The organism is Mucilaginibacter sp. (assembly GCF_965277465.1).
Taxonomy (GTDB): domain Bacteria; phylum Bacteroidota; class Bacteroidia; order Sphingobacteriales; family Sphingobacteriaceae; genus Mucilaginibacter.
Genome location: NZ_CBDICW010000002.1, coordinates 2,058,245 through 2,073,915 on the forward strand (window position 1 = coordinate 2,058,245; position 15,671 = coordinate 2,073,915).

Consider the following 15,671-nt stretch of genomic DNA (forward strand, 5'->3'; position numbering starts at 1 on the left):
TGGTTATAATTAGATAATTAATTTAAACAATGGATTGTTATGATCTAATGCGAATCATACGGTGTGATGAACTTAAGGATAGTTGATAAAATAAGTCCATACAATACAAAGCTGATAAATATGATATACCCTGGCTGTAAAGCCGTATTGTTAGTGGTAATAATGGTTAAAAAATCACTCTTAATATTCAGGCTGGCAAGCTGGGTTTCTAATAAGCCGTTCAGACCTATATAGGTCATCAGTATGGCTATAACAATCACATCGGCCATGCTCCATTTGCCCGACTGAAACGCGAAGTATTTGATGAATTTATTCTCGGCTATTTTCCGTTTACTCAATAAATGGATACCGGTAGAGCTTAGTTTCATAACCGGGAACAGGATACTAAAAACAAGGATTAAAACACCTACCAATATCGAATCAACCGCAGGCTGCTTTACCAATACTTCTACCACATCCAAAATACTTTTGCTTTGAAAAAACAGCACCTGGTTTTTAAAAACGACATGTTCGCCCAACAGCACAAAATCAAGCGACTTGATCCTTGCGTCAACCTCGATCATGGAGGCGGTTAAACCCACTGCAAGTAAAATAAAGGCAAACAATAAGGACATTATAAAAAGTGTTGCATGCAAATCAACCCGCGCCCTTAATAGCCACCATAACAGTAGCACAACTATTACGCAACCAAGCATACCAAACGAATAATCATAAGTTACCGTCCTGATACTGTCTAACGAAGTTGAGAGCTTATTATTTAACTCATCAGGAGAAGAAACATGGTATTTAACATACATTTTATTCAAAACAGAATCGTTTGCGGTGATGGTGCTATCTAAGTAACCGCTTTGCTGCGCCTGGTTAAATTTGCCCAAAGCCATTGTGCTTAACTTGCTTTTGTTTGACGGGTTATCAATTTTGGCAATAATCATTTTAGCAAAGCCCGGAACTTTTGCCTTGATACTATCTGAATTTACAAAAGTTTTAACGGCCAGTTTTTTTATTTTACCACCTAAAGATTTTGGCTTTTTATTGAGCAGTGCTTCGGCTTTATTAATCAGGGCAAGGATGATCTGCTGAACTTCTACCTGTAAATCTTTTTTCTGTTTAGGCGTCATTTTAAAATGACGAACCTGGTGGTTAATAATACCGGCAACCTTATCGCGCCACTGCTCTACAGAAAACAGCCCGAAAGTAATGTTATTAACGTTTGAGTAATCCTCTTTGAGTTGCTCTTGCTGATCTGAAAGCGTATGCAGCCTGTAACCAAAATAAGCTTCACCGCAAAGTAAAACACCCAAACCAAGGATCAATAATATTTTAGGAAGGTAAGAAGTCTTAACATTTCCTGTTTGCTTTTTAGTGGTCAATTTAGTTCGCTTAAATATTTTGAAATACTAAACGCCAGAAAATATAAAATGTTTAAAAAATAATAAGCTGGTAATATTAATACCTGAAATTGAAAATTTTAAAGCATAGTTACTTAAAGAACAGACGAAACATCGCATTCCTACAGTTTATATGAGGCAGTAATTATTTTTTATTTAAGAAATTGGTTAACATGCTACTCTAACAAACCTGGATAGTTTGAACCCCTAACAATTCACCCAGTTTTTTAATTTTTGAGGCGATATGTCCTTTACCAACTGCGCAATGATGCGCTGGCCCGTGCGAGTTCCAGGCCTCAACAAAGCCCCTTGCTCCTATTGGGAATTTATAACGGCTGTTGGTATTACCAATCTCAAGGATGGGCCCTGCAACTGATTCCGCCTCGGCGACTAAGAATAGCAGCTTACCATCAACCGTTTCAACTACCGATAACAGCGTCACATCACCATGTTTAACAGACATCTCTACAGATAAGCCACTGCCCACTTTACCATGATAAACCTGCAATGGTTTTACTTTTATTTTCCCCTCAGCAATAGCCGGATGGCATGGGCCATCGTGCCCCATTAATATCACATCATTATTGTAATCCATTGCATAATACTCGGTAAAGGAGCCTCCTGCACCAAAGCTGTCCATTATTTTCATGGCCTGCACATTCTTTATTTCATACTCGCCCGCAACAGGGATACCATTACCGGTTAGCAGTGAATTACCTAAAATAATAGAGCTCATGGTATCTTCATTTATTAAATTACCTGTTCCCTTATGGTAATAAGCAAATGAGCCCAGCTGGTGTTTTTCAACCAGTTTATCAAGGGCTAAAGCTGTTGAAGCTGCACGTTTTAACTCATCGGCAGCACAATCATCCTGCACTTCAAAATAGTCATCAAATATTTTTAACTTTTCTTCAATTTCAATGGCCGATACGTCGTTCCGCAAACAAGATAACTCATCAACTTCAATTATTTCAAAATGCCCGCCAAATACGGCACAATGCAGGGTTAAGTTCGAGTAAATATCAAGCATCCCGCTATAATAGTTACCCATTAACCCAAGTCTGTTATGGTACATAACATTTGCAACTTTAGCAGCCGAGATCCACTCTTCTACCTGTTGCCAAACTGCCGGGTCGTTATTTAGCATTCCAGTAACCTGGTAAAACGGAATATTTGACCGTTTAAAAACATTGGCAATTTCCGGTACGGGGCAAGCGGAACAGTGGGCCAGCCACTCGCCGGTCATGGCCGTTCTATTTTTCATTTTATTGAACGAGGCATAATCAATAGCAGCTTCGGGAGATAGATTTAATACAATTACCGGCACTTTAGCTTTTTTAACTACCGGTAATACGGTGGATGACAGCGCATAAGTAGTAACATATAAAAAAATAATATCTACTTCCTCGCGCCGGAAACGGCTGCCTGCCTCAAAGGCTTTTTCGGGAGTATCAATCATACCTAAGTTAATAACGCCGGCACCAAAGCCTTCCATCCTGTTACAAACAATATCAATATAAACGGTTAAACGTTGCTCCAATCCGTCAAATTGTTCCCAATAAGCTTGCAGGCCGATGCCAAAAAGGCCAACTTTAAGTGCAGGTACTGAGGTTTGCTTAGCTGTCATTTTTTATATGTATATTATTATTTGCTGGTATTTATTTGAACAGTAACCGGCCCAATAAGCCCGGATGAATACAACGGCGAATTTATGGTGTAAGGGCTGTAAGAAGTAAACGTATACCGTTTGCTGGTGCGCGGCAAGCCTTTGGTTAGCCAATCCGGCCACTTATCGTCTTTTATACCGTCGTCAGGTAATTTACTATCACCTATAAGTCGGTTTGGCCATAAGTTTACTACTTGTATCTCCAGTTTATTCCCTTTTGCCAGGGCTATACCTGTAATTTCAACTTTATATGGCGCTGTCCAAATTACACCCAGGTCTTTGCCGTTAAGTTTAACCCTTGCCATGTTTTTTATATTGCCCAGGTCAAGATATATCTTCTCCTGCTTATTAAAAGGTTTATCAATATTAAAAGCTTTATGATAAACCGCAGTTCCTGAATAATATTTTATCCCCTCTTCTGGTCTTAAGGTCCAATCTGTCAATTTATCAAAAATAATATGGGCAGGTCCGCCCCATTTAGGATCAAACGCCACCTGCCAGGGGCCCTTTAATGTGGTTAATATTTGATGAGCAGGGAAGTTTTTAGTGCTGGAAGATACTTTACCGGCAGTTTTTTCAAACACAATAAAATAACTTTGGTAAGGTTCAAACTGCAAAGGGATAGCTGTGAGAGATGCCGCGGCAGTAAATTGGGGCAATGGTCTTATTTTATTTGTTATGGCATCCCAAAGCATGGGCGCACCTTTTACACTTCTAAAAACTGCATTTGTTTTTAATGCCCGATCTGTTGTGTTAGATACAAAGTAAATATCCCAATCTTTAGCTGTACGATGGGTATACCGGATAGGTTTATCGGCAGTAAAATCCTGCTCAACCCCCATATCCCTTAAAAGTTTAGCCGTTAGGTCATATTCCGGATACAGGTCATTAATTTGCTGATCAAGTTCGCCGCCCCATATCACCTTACCTTTTCCGTAGGTATGTATAGTTTGCTTTTCAGGACTCTCCATACCACCCCAAACAGCTTGTGCAATTGATTTTATCTGTGCATCACACGCAGGATAACCTGAAAGCCCGGGTGATTGAACCGGCGGCGCCCCAACCACAACAGCACCTGCCTTTATCAGCGACTGAATTTTTTGAAGTAAAGCAGGTGTCATAGTTTTTACGGCTGGCAGCACCATTATCCGGTAGCTTGCGCCACTGGGGAAAACGATATTTCCGTTTTTCACGGTTGCTTTATAAAGCTGACCGGGCGAACAGCCATCAAAATTATAGCCTTTTTTATCAGGCAGAAAAATATCGCCCGCTAATGCCGTGGACGGCGGCCTGAATACATGTGGCGAGCCTTCGGGTGTTAAGTATAGTATATCAGCAACGGTCCTACCCTGCTGTAAAACAAACTGGCTGCTTGCAATGTAATGATGATAATCACCAACCATTGGCCACCAGGTTTGGTTCCTGTCCCAATGCACGCCGTAAGGCCCCATTGTCATTCCTGGGCGCAGGGAGTCAGGCAGCATTTGATTTTGAAAAGTATGATAAACAAAACGGTTAATCCCCATAGCAAATGCCCAATCCCCTTGGTTTTTCATGGAGCCGGGATATTGTTTCCAGCTTTCGTCATTTTGTGCTGTAAAAGCTTCTGAAGGAACCGTTGCCTGCCCGTTAATGTGCGCAATAGAAGTTGCCTCAACACAGCTAAATGTTGAATTATAGCCATAGCCTTTGCTCCAAAACTCGCTCATGGCCAGGTCGGCTACTGCTCCAAGTTCAAGATCGGCAGTTGGGTTCATGTCATAGGGTTCAATTGACAGGCTCAATCCGTTCTTATGTGCAAACTTTTTTACCTGCTCTGCATGATATTCTATAATCAGTTGCTGTGATGTTTGCCGAAGATCCCATAAAAACCGTTCACTAATTTCCGGGCTTTCAACAATATTGCCTGCATAAACCGGGTAAAATGGCAAAGGATCATACCCTCGTCTTTTCATAAACTCCTGGCGGAAACGGCCCGTCCAGTTTTGAGAGCCCATTTCCCAGCTATCCATGTGCAATCTTTTTAAACCACCCTGTAATTTAGGGCTAGGTTTACCTATATTTTTTAAAAGGTTACCCACATAATTATTCAGGTGCGCATTAAGTGCAAGGGTATCAAACTTATCTGATTCAAACCCCAAACCTGTTCTAGGTGCAGGGCGGGTTATTGCTCCGTTACTGCGGCTCACAAAACGCATAATCGTCCAGTTGCCTGTTGGTACAGTCCAGTTCAGCGTACCATCCTTAAGCAGCTTTTCAGTTAGGTCAATGATCTTTGCTTTATCAATAACCTCATCTTTTAGAACAGGGGCATATTGGTATATGTAGGGTAAAAATTGTTTAACCCCTTTTTGCGATGAATATGGTGCGCGGTAGTAAAGGGCCTTTTCGTCAATATCGGCTATCTTTTTTTCTGTTGATGGGCTTGGATAAGCCAGCACGGCAACATCTTCATAAAAATCATCTGATTGCTTTTTTAGTTCGGGGGTAAAAACATCTTCGCCAAAAAATGGTCTTTTGGCCAAAGGTAAGGGTAACTTTATTTTTTCTGATTGTCCGCCAGTCACTGTTATAGAAGTGGAAACCAAATGCTGCATGGATTGGCTGGCAGGCACCCAAGGGCCACCACTGCCCGTCCATCCCGGGCCAATACCTAAAGTTATTTCAATACCGAGCCTTTCGCTTTCGCGCACGGCATAGGTAAACATATCCTGCCATTGCTTACTTAAAAAATTAACCGACCCAACTGGTACCCCTACATTTACCTCTAAAAATATAACATTCCCAATCCCCGCCTTTCTCATCGATTCAAGATCTTTCGTCATGGATGCCTTTGTTATGTTGCCATCCATAAAATACCAGTAAACACCAGGTTTGGCATTATTAGGCGGGTTTAAAAAACCTGCTTTTATTTTACTGATTTGAGCACAGCACAAACTTGAAGAGAGGCACGCAAAGCAAAAAAAAAGCAATCGAACCAGTGGCCTGCTTATTAACATATTGATTTTAGAAAAGACCGTTTAAAATATCAATTGAATAAAATTGAAAAATCAGGCTAATAAATTTTATGATCAGCTGGTTATTGAATTTTAATAAATGCTAAGTTAAGTAAGCGATATTAATTATACCGGTAATGTGAAATAAAACGTGGAGCCTTTTCCCGGTGTACTTTCCACCCAAATTTTACCATTATGGCGGTGTATTACTTCGGCACATACATATAGGCCAATACCAAAACCGGAGATAGTAGTTGGCTGATCTTTAACGCGGTAATAGCGTTCAAATAGTTTTTGCTGATCCTCAGGTCTGATACCCCGACCCTCATCCTTTACAGATACCTGGACTGAATTCCCCACATTTATACAAGCTACGTTAATTGTTGTACCAAGCGGAGAATACTTAACCGCGTTACTGATGAAATTATTGAAAACCTGGCCAATCTTATCACGATCAGCATTTACAAAGGTTTCTTGAACGGGCGCAAAAATTACCTGATGGCTTGTAACCGTAACAACAGTTTCTTCCTCTACTTCCTTAACGAGTGATGCCATATCAAACCGCTGGCTATCGATATGAATTTTTCCTGATTCCAGCCGGGATACATTTAGAAACCCATTGATCATGGTCGTCATTTTCTTCACCTGCTTGTTGGCCTTATCTAATGCGCCGGATATAAAGCTGTCCTCTTCTTTTCTGGCTTTAGTCTGTAACATTTGTATATAAGCGGTGAGCGATGTTAGCGGTGTTTTTAGTTCATGACTTACCATACCGATAAAATCATTTTTGCGAAGTTCGTCTAATTTACGTTCGGTAATATCCATAAACATCCCGGTATATTCGCTGGCATTACCGCTGGTGTCCATTAAAACCTTACCGGTAGCCTTTACCCAACGTTCTTCACCATTAATAAGGTTAGTGATCTCATATTCGTTATCGCTGGGTAATCCATTTTCAATGGCATTCATCAGCGATTTTTGTAAAGACTGGTGATATTCCGGCTTAATGGCCCTTATTACTTCTTCCATTTGGGGGTCCCGATCAAGTGGTAGTCCGATCATGTTTTTCACAAAATCTGACATCGTGATTTTTAATGTAGTTGGATTAATACTCCAGGTTCCCATATTGCCGGCCTCTATTGCAATATTTAGTTTTTGCTCGCTGTCCTGCAATGCATGTATCGCTGTTACCTGCGTAGTTACATCTATGGCTATACCCAAAACCCCGGTAATCCGGTTATCATCATACAACGCACGGTAACTCACATTATAATAGCCAATCTCGTCACCTCCGTTGCGATGCAGCACCACCTGGATGCCTTTTATTTCCATGGCCTCGCCTGTATGGTATACCTGGTAAAGTAACTCAACAATGGGCTGGCCAACAATTTCCGGCACTCCCTCAAATAATGTTTTGCCTATAATACTGGCCGGTTTTCCTAAAAACTCCAGCATGGCTTCATTAACTATCTCAAAGGTCATATCCGGGCCTCTGAAAACCTGCATAGCAACAGGACTTTGTTCAATAAGCTCGCGGAAACGTAGCTCGCTTTGTGCCAAAGCGGCCACTTTAATATTAAGATTTTCCTGTGTTTGGGTCAGTTCCTCGTTAGTTGCGCTTATTTCCTCATTTGATGCGATCAATTCTTCGTTAACGGCGCCAAGCTCTTCATTTAATACGGCCAATTCATGGGCTGCGGTTTCCAACTGTTGCTTGGCTAATATTACATCCGTCACATCTGCCGCGGTATTCATTACGCCATAAACCTCGCCGGCCTCATTGGTTAAGGCTGTAAAATCATAATTAAAATAAAACGTTGTCATTTCGCCATTTACAACCAGGTCTATCCGCTGGTTTCTGGCACTGAATGGTTTTCCAGTAGTAAAAACCTCATCCAGCTGTTTAAACACTTCCTGGTTATCAAGCTCCGGTAAAATTTCTGCATACAGTTGACCAACCACTTCGTCGCCCTTTCCCCAAACATCCATAATGGCTTTGTTGGCGAAGGCGATCCTCATTTCGCGCCCGGTATAAACCCCAATCGGGAATGGCGCTGCCTGTATTATATTTCTGGTTTTATTTTCACTATCTGCCAGTTCAATCACCAATTGTTCAAGACTTTCCCGGCTTATCGATAACTCTTCATTAGTGGTGATCAGTTCTTCATTTGTAGATGCCAGCTCCTCGTTGGCAGCCCTTAACTCCTCGTTCATAGCGCCAACTTCCTGGTACAGGTCGGCCACTGTTTTTGTGCGATCCGCTACACGGGTTTCAAGTTGATTATTTAATAGTAGCAGGCTTTCCTTAGTTTGCAGCAATTCCTCGTTAGTTACGCTTAGTTCTTCCAATGCCGATGCCAGCTCTTCATTAGAGGCACTTAATTCTTCGTTGGTAGCGCCAAGCTCTTCGTTCAGCAATTGTTCTCGTCTCAGCGAATCCTGCTGCTCTTTAGCATGCTTTATAAGGTTACGGCCAAGGTTTAATTCAGTAACATCTGTGGCTGTATGTAATATACAATCCAACTCGCCGGCTGCATTTTTTATAGCACGGTATATAAAATCAAAATAAAACGTTTGTAATTCGCCATTCACCATTAATATAGCTGCTGCATCTTTAGCTTCGTAAGTAATACCGGTTAACCAAACTTGTTTAAGCAGATCCAGAAATGGCTGCCCAATCAGTTCGGGTACAGCCTCTGCCAATGGTTTACCTATTACGCTCTGATCTTTACCCCAAAAGCCAAGCATCACATTATTTGCAGTTTGAATAGTGATCTCCTCACCGGTGTAAATGGCGGTCGCATTTTGAGATAGTGACAATATCTCTATTAATTTTTCATTGGTAAACCGGTGCGGTTGCGATTTCATTGAATATTTTCAAGTTAATGTAGCAAATATAGAAAGGCCCTACCAAAACACAAATCATGCCATAGAAGAGAATTATAGCGCCAATTTCAAGCTTCTATCGCGATTTATATCAACGGTTGGTATAGTGGCGTGTCCATAAATTAGCAGCAAAAACCTTAATGATGGCCAGTTATCAGGAAAGATCAAGGCAGTTTTAGCCTTTAAAATAATTTCACGAACATTTCATACAAGCACTGTAAATTTGCAGCTTATTGGGTTAAGCTATAATAAATAAACAGCTTAAATAGAAACACTATATTTTTTGATGAAATTTAATGATAAAATTGTTTTGATCTTTGATGATGATGAAGACATTCTTTCAATCTGTTCTTATATTTTAGAAGAAAACGGCTTTACAGTACATACCTCCACAAATTGTAAAGACATCGTCAGCAAAGTGGAGCAGATCAACCCTCATGTAATCTTAATGGATAACTGGATACCTGACCAAGGTGGGGTTGTTGCCACGCAGCAATTAAAAAAATCAAACACGCTTCAAAAAATCCCTGTCATTTACTTTTCAGCAAATAATGATATTAAGGCAATTGCCGAAAAGGCAGGTGCCGATAGCTATATATCCAAACCCTTCGATCTGGATCAATTGATATCGGTAATTAACTCTTGTTTAATATAATTAAAGCTTAATTTATATTCGGTTCAAATATTGTGTGATTTTTTCAATCAGCCGATCAAGACCGAATGGCTTGGCCATAAAATCACTCGCAAAAGCTTTAGCAGCAATTTGCTTCGTTCACGGCTTACCGAAATGATGATAACAGGAACAACCGTTCAGTTTATTATCAGGTGAATATTTAAGAATACCCCCTTTATGCAACTATCCGGAAGTTTTGTAGGTATAATATCATCCAACGAAATTTTAAAATTATATTATAGATATATTGATATTTGCACGCGTACAAAGCTTTATAATTATCACTAAATGAAAAATAAAATATGGATAACCATTTGCGCGGTTTTAATTATGGGATTATGCTCTGCTGGAACAATGGCACAGACATCTCCTGTAGCAGCGCCGGCATTATTGACAAACTATCCCTGGATGGAAAGTGAATTAGTGCAACCTTCGGTTTTAGCAGCCACCTTAAAAGAAACTTTTGCCAACTGGCCTGTAATTTTAAATATCGGCGCGGTTGAAGATATTAAGGGTGCTAAACACATTGGTGCGGTAAGCACAGATAAAAATATGAACTTGCTTAAAAATACGGTTGCCGCACTACCTAAAAGCACGGTCATCGTAATTTATTGTGGATGCTGCCCATTTACTAAATGCCCCAATATAAGGCCTGCTTACATTGAACTAAAAAAATTGGGGTTCACTCAAATTAAGTTATTAGATCTGCCAGTTAACTTGCAAACCAATTGGGTTGCCAAAGGTTATCCATTGGCAGAAAAATAATCAGACTAACCAGTCTAATTGATTTCCATTCTTGAGCATTCTTCTACCGTATCAAAGCACAGGGAAACCCCTGCTCAAGATTAGCAGACACTTATGATTTAATAAATTTTTAGGCTGCTATAAGCTGTAAAAAAACAGCGTTTTTAATATTTGGATCTTTAATGTTGCGAATATCTTTTTCCAAAATCGTTTTTAATTGTTGATCAATGGATTTTAACAGTGTGGTGGTTTTTGTTGCTGTTGTTTTCATGGTCAATTTGTTAGTGGTTTACTATTTATCACTAAATATAATGCCAAATACTCCTGCACTATTTATTATGATATTTTAGGTGCATTGCTGTCTGTTTTTCCCTACATATCTTGTTCCAATACACCCATTAATAAGCACACTGGTGTAGTTATTGGTCGTAATGTACCATGATTATATCAATAACATTAGTACATCAAAAACACTAACCATGTTGAGATTTTAAAAATCTCAAAGACTTCTACTTTCAAACCATATCGCTTCATGATAAAAATTTAACGCAATTTAACAATTTGACTATTTTGTTACTAAAGATTTAGTTATTATATTGTGGCTTCCTTAACCTCTTATGAAATTAATAAACCGACTCCTTCTATTTGTCTTTTTTAGTCCCTTAACTCTTTGGGCTCAAAGCAATTTTAGCGTTAAAGGTGTAGTTGCTGATAGTGTGGAAATGGCGAAGCTTGACAACACCTCAATAGCGGTCCTCAATGCGAAGGATTCGACCCTGGTGAGTTTTACCTACGCAACAGGCGATGGCGCTTTCTCTATAAAAGGCTTGCATAAAGGCAAATTTATCCTCTTGGTATCGTACCCGAAATATGCCGATTACGTGGAGCGTTTTAGTTTAGATTCACTGCATCAAATCTACAACTTTGGCCATATCAACATGCAGCTTAAAGAGCGCTTGTTAAAAGAAGTTATAGTAAAAGGCACTGCTGTTGCCATCAAGGTAAAAGGCGATACTACAGAGTTTAATGCCGCCGCCTATACCGTACAACCCAACGCCAAGGTTGAAGATTTACTGCGGCAGTTGCCCGGCATACAGGTAGACAAAGACGGCAAAATCACTGCGCAAGGCGAAACGGTGAGTAAGGTACTGGTTGATGGCGAAGAGTTTTTTGGTGACGACCCAACGCTGGTAACTAAAAATATACGTGCAGATATGGTTGATAAGGTACAGCTATACGATAAAAAAAGTGATCAGGCAGCCTTTACAGGGATTGACGACGGCAAAAAAACTAAAACCATCAACGTAAAGTTGAAAAGCGATAAAAAGAACGGCATGTTTGGTAAAGCCGATGCAGGCGATGGGCCAGGCGGCTATTACCAGGCACAGGGCATATTCAATACTTTTAGCAACAAGCAAAAATTTTCTGTTTATGGTACAGCTGGTAATAACAGCAGAGTTGGTTTGGGTTTTGAAGATAACCAAAAATACGGTTCGGGTCAGGATTTGCAATTTGGCGATGACGGGGGAATAATGATTAGCCTGCAACAGGCAGATGATTTGGATCAGTTTGATGGCCGGTATAACGGGCAGGGCATTCCTACCGCACGCAACGGCGGTATGCATTACGAAAATAAATGGAACAGTGATAAAGAGTCAATTAACTCAAACTACAAGGTCGGATCATTAAATATTGACGGCGTAAACAATAGTCAAACACAAAATAACTTACCCGGCGATATTTTAAACAGCACTTCGGGGCAGGAATTTCATAAATACATGTTCAGGCAAAAGCTTGATGCTACCTACCAGGTAAAGCTTGATACAACATCCAACCTAAAATTAGCTATTGATGGTACCCAGCGCCACAGCACTACCAACGATACCTACACATCAACAGAATTAAATAATGATACATTAATAAATAAAAGTACGCGCAGCGTATTAAATACTATTGATCAAAAAGCACTTAATGCCAGCGCATTTTATACCAAAAAGTTTAGAAAGAAAGGGCGCACCTTATCAGCCACATTAACCGAAGGATACAGCGAGAGTAAAGCCAAAGGCTTTTTAAATTCTGATATTAGTTTTTACAACACAAAGGGTAATCAGGATAGCGCACAGCTAATCAATCAGCGCAAAATAGCCAATCTGATAAATAACACGGTTACTGCAAACGTTGCGTGGTCTGAGCCACTATCAAAAACATTTGCGGTAATTGTAAATTTCGGCATCAACGTAAATAACAGCAGTGCCGATAGGCAATCGTTCAACCAATCATCGCCGGGTACCTACAATGTGCTGGTCGATTCATTAAGCAGCAACTATAGGCTCAATGAATTTGCTAATCAGGCTGGTGCCATATTCAATTATAAAAAGGGCAAGCATAATTTAACTTTTGGTACAAGAATAAGCGATGTTAAATTTCATCAGGTTGATGAAGTTACCGGAAATATTCTCGACAGGCGTTTTATAAACTGGGGACCGCAGGCAAGCTACCAATACCATTTTGCACAACAAGGGGTGTTTATAATAAATTATAACGGTAATACTACACAGCCCACGTTGGATCAAATACAACCGCTGCGCCTTAATACCGATCCGTTAAATATTATACTGGGCAACCCCAATTTAAAACCATCGTTTACCAACACCTTTTTTATAAATTATCGAAATTACAAAGTAGTGTCGGATCAGTTTACAGGCTTTTATGGTAGTTATTCCATTACCGGCAATCCTATAGTAACAGATGTTACTACTGATCCGGTATCGGGCAAAAGTATCAGCAAATACCTCAATCTTCCCGGGCGGGAAACCGTGCGTACCTTTTTTGGTGGTGATTTAACAAAGAAATTGAATAAGCTGGATGTAAACATAGGCCTCACTTTTAACGCTAACGGTAATACCTACTATAACCTGATTAACGATCAACTCAATAAAACCGAAAGCTATACTTTTAACCCCGGCATAGTAATTAACGAATACAAAGCGAAGAAATTTGACTACGGCTTTCGCTTCGGGCCTACGTTTACTATCAGCCAATCGTCGTTACAACCCAATATTAATAATAACGGAACCGGCTTTAAAGCAGATGGAAATTTTACCATTTACCTGCCCGGCAAATTCCAGATTGGCTCGTATAGTGACTATGAATTTGATGGCAAAACCGAATCATTTAATAACACCCTGAGCAAGGTTAACCTGAATGGGTTCATAGCAAAAACCTTTTTGAAAAGCGATAACTTAAAATTGGAACTTTGGGGCAATGATCTGCTGAACCAAAATGTGGGCTTTAGCCGCACGGCTACAGCAAGCACCATTGTACAAAACAATTACACCACTATTAAAAGATATTTTATGTTCACCCTATCGTACGATTTCACTAAAATGGCCGGAGGATCTCCTAAAAAATAACGACATGAAAAATATATTAATACTGTTAATCGCCTTGTTATTAAGCATAAATGTATTTGCCCAGCATGCGCATTTTGCAAAATCAGGTACTATAGAGTTTGAGAAAAAATTAAATGTATACACCCTTATTAGCAAGGCCATTAATAAGGACAACGAAGCTTTTTTAACCCCAGCGTTAGATGCCTACAAAAAAGCAAACCCGCAGTTTAAAACTTTAAAAAGCACGCTTTCTTTTGCAGATAATAAATCTTTGTTTACACCACTTGAAGACGATTCGGCTCCGAATTTTTTCAGCAGCAACCCTGTGATCACCCAAAACAACACCATTTTTGAAGATTTGAGTACGGGTATGTCTGTAGCTCAAAAAAAAGTTTTCGATGCCACATTTTTAATGAAGGATAGTACCCGCAAAATAAAGTGGAAAATCACCGACGAAACCCGTGATATTGCTGGCTACACCTGCAGGCGGGCTAATGCCATTGTGATGGATTCCATTTACGTTGTGGCCTTTTACACTACCGAAATACCGGTTCCTGGTGGCCCCGAATCATTCAGCGGTTTGCCGGGGATGATATTAGGTGTAGCCCTGCCGCATGAAAACATGACCTGGTTTGCCACTAAAGTAACTGTAACGGGCATAGAACCTAACACAATAGCTCCACCCAAAAAAGGTAAGCCGGTTGATTCCAAAAGCTTTATAACTGCACTGAAAGCCACCTTTAAAAATTGGGGCGACGAGGCGCCAATGTATTATAAAACGTTTTCGTTATAGGTAATTGGGTTTTATTATACTGCTCAATTAGCTTTCGAACATTCTTTTAATTGGAAAGGCAAGATTTAATACGCATCAGACTTTATGATTAATTTATTCAACCTGCACTGTTTCTATAGGATAAAAATCAAACCAAGTTTCACGTAGAAGCGCTTGGATCAAATAAAACCATCGTAATTTGATCGGAAATGATATTTGTCGGTTTAATTAAACGAGTGCCTGAACTCCATTGGCGAAAAACTTGTTTTGGTTTTGAAAAGCTTACTGAAAGATTGCAGGTGTTCGAAACCCAACTCATAGGCAATCTCGCTAACGGAGAGATTGGTGGTTGAGAGTTTTTCCTTAGCCATTTCTATTAATTTGTTGTGCAAATGCTGCTGGGTATTTTGCCCGGTGAGCGATTTAAGCAGCCCGCTGAGATAGCCTGGTGAAATATTTAAGGTTTCGGCAATGTAAGTTACACTGGGTAGTCCTTTTTGAGAAAGCGCTCCACTGTTGAAATAATTGGTGAGGAAATCTTCCAGTTTGATGAGAATTTCATGACTGGCAATCTTTCGGGTGATGAACTGTCTCTGGTAAAACCTTTCAGAATAGGTCAGTAAAAGTTCCAGTTGGGCAATGATCACGCTTTGGCTGAAACGGTCAATATTGGCATGATACTCCTGCTCTATATTTTGCACGATGGTGTTCAGCATCGTTTCTTCCTTTTCCGATAAATAAAGTGCCTCGTTAACCGAATAACCAAAGTACTCGTATTGTTTGATACTTTTAGCAAGCGGTGTGCCCCATAAAAAATCGGGATGAACCAAAAGCATCCATCCTTCAGGTCGTTCAATCACAACACCCTTCTCAATTTCCATCCCAAAGACCTGTCCGGGCGAGATAAAAAACAGTACGCCTTCATCAAAATCGCTCGCTTGCTGGCCATATTTGAACTTAGCACTCTTCACCCTTTTCATGGAGATGGAATAGAAATCATAGATCAGGCTGAACGATTCTTCGGCCACTGGCCTGTTCAGGTCCTCCATCCTCACCAGGCTTATCAGCGGGTGTGCTGGGCTGGGCAGGCCCGCAACCCGGTGATATTCATTGATGGTATGAAAATGGAAAAGCTGGTTACTATTCATTGTTAT

The 15,671-nt window shown here is 40.2% G+C and carries 10 protein-coding genes; 4 read left to right on the forward strand and 6 right to left on the reverse strand.

Annotated elements, in window-relative coordinates; all coding sequences use genetic code 11:
• Nucleotides 1–44: 44 nt before the first annotated feature.
• From ACQY4U_RS21360 to ACQY4U_RS21375, 4 genes are all read right to left on the reverse strand, one after another.
• Entirely contained in the window at nucleotides 45–1,370 is a 1,326-nt protein-coding gene (locus ACQY4U_RS21360; protein WP_428331493.1) for a paraquat-inducible protein A, read from the reverse strand.
• A gap of 199 nt (nucleotides 1,371–1,569) precedes the next feature.
• Nucleotides 1,570–3,015, reverse strand: a complete 1,446-nt coding sequence (locus ACQY4U_RS21365) for an arabinose isomerase (RefSeq protein WP_428331494.1) — start codon at nucleotides 3,013–3,015, stop codon at nucleotides 1,570–1,572.
• 17 nt (nucleotides 3,016–3,032) lie between these two features.
• Nucleotides 3,033–6,053 (reverse strand): glycosyl hydrolase, encoded by a 3,021-nt coding sequence (locus ACQY4U_RS21370; protein ID WP_428331495.1) that lies wholly within the window; start codon nucleotides 6,051–6,053, stop codon nucleotides 3,033–3,035.
• A 123-nt stretch (nucleotides 6,054–6,176) separates the two neighbouring features.
• Nucleotides 6,177–8,918, reverse strand: a complete 2,742-nt coding sequence (locus ACQY4U_RS21375) for a PAS domain-containing protein (protein WP_428331496.1) — start codon at nucleotides 8,916–8,918, stop codon at nucleotides 6,177–6,179.
• Between the two features lie 304 nt (nucleotides 8,919–9,222).
• Between ACQY4U_RS21375 and ACQY4U_RS21380 the strand changes: the two genes are divergently transcribed.
• Both ACQY4U_RS21380 and ACQY4U_RS21385 read left to right on the forward strand, forming a co-directional pair.
• The gene (locus ACQY4U_RS21380) at nucleotides 9,223–9,591 is read left to right on the forward strand and encodes a response regulator (protein ID WP_428331497.1); all 369 of its coding nucleotides are present in this window, start codon (nucleotides 9,223–9,225) and stop codon (nucleotides 9,589–9,591) included.
• 306 nt (nucleotides 9,592–9,897) lie between these two features.
• A complete protein-coding gene (locus ACQY4U_RS21385; RefSeq protein ID WP_428331498.1) occupies nucleotides 9,898–10,374 on the forward strand; it encodes a rhodanese-like domain-containing protein in 477 nt (158 codons plus the stop codon).
• Nucleotides 10,375–10,483: 109 nt separating this feature from the next.
• Here the strand turns inward: ACQY4U_RS21385 and ACQY4U_RS21390 are convergent, their stop codons facing one another.
• Nucleotides 10,484–10,624 carry a hypothetical protein gene (locus tag ACQY4U_RS21390; RefSeq protein ID WP_428331499.1) on the reverse strand — a complete coding sequence of 47 codons (141 nt, stop codon included), beginning with the start codon at nucleotides 10,622–10,624 and terminating at the stop codon, nucleotides 10,484–10,486.
• Between the two features lie 346 nt (nucleotides 10,625–10,970).
• On the opposite strand from ACQY4U_RS21390, the gene ACQY4U_RS21395 reads away from it, so the two are divergent.
• Together ACQY4U_RS21395 and ACQY4U_RS21400 are read left to right on the forward strand one after the other, a co-directional pair.
• The gene (locus tag ACQY4U_RS21395; RefSeq protein WP_428331500.1) at nucleotides 10,971–13,766 is read left to right on the forward strand and encodes an outer membrane beta-barrel protein; all 2,796 of its coding nucleotides are present in this window, start codon (nucleotides 10,971–10,973) and stop codon (nucleotides 13,764–13,766) included.
• 4 nt (nucleotides 13,767–13,770) lie between these two features.
• Complete coding sequence (locus tag ACQY4U_RS21400) at nucleotides 13,771–14,538, forward strand: GLPGLI family protein (RefSeq protein WP_428331501.1); 768 nt, start codon at nucleotides 13,771–13,773, stop codon at nucleotides 14,536–14,538.
• Between the two features lie 203 nt (nucleotides 14,539–14,741).
• On the opposite strand, the gene ACQY4U_RS21405 is transcribed toward ACQY4U_RS21400, so the two are convergent.
• Nucleotides 14,742–15,665, reverse strand: coding sequence for a helix-turn-helix domain-containing protein (locus ACQY4U_RS21405; RefSeq protein ID WP_428331502.1), 924 nt, complete (start codon nucleotides 15,663–15,665; stop codon nucleotides 14,742–14,744).
• Nucleotides 15,666–15,671: the final 6 nt, after the last annotated feature.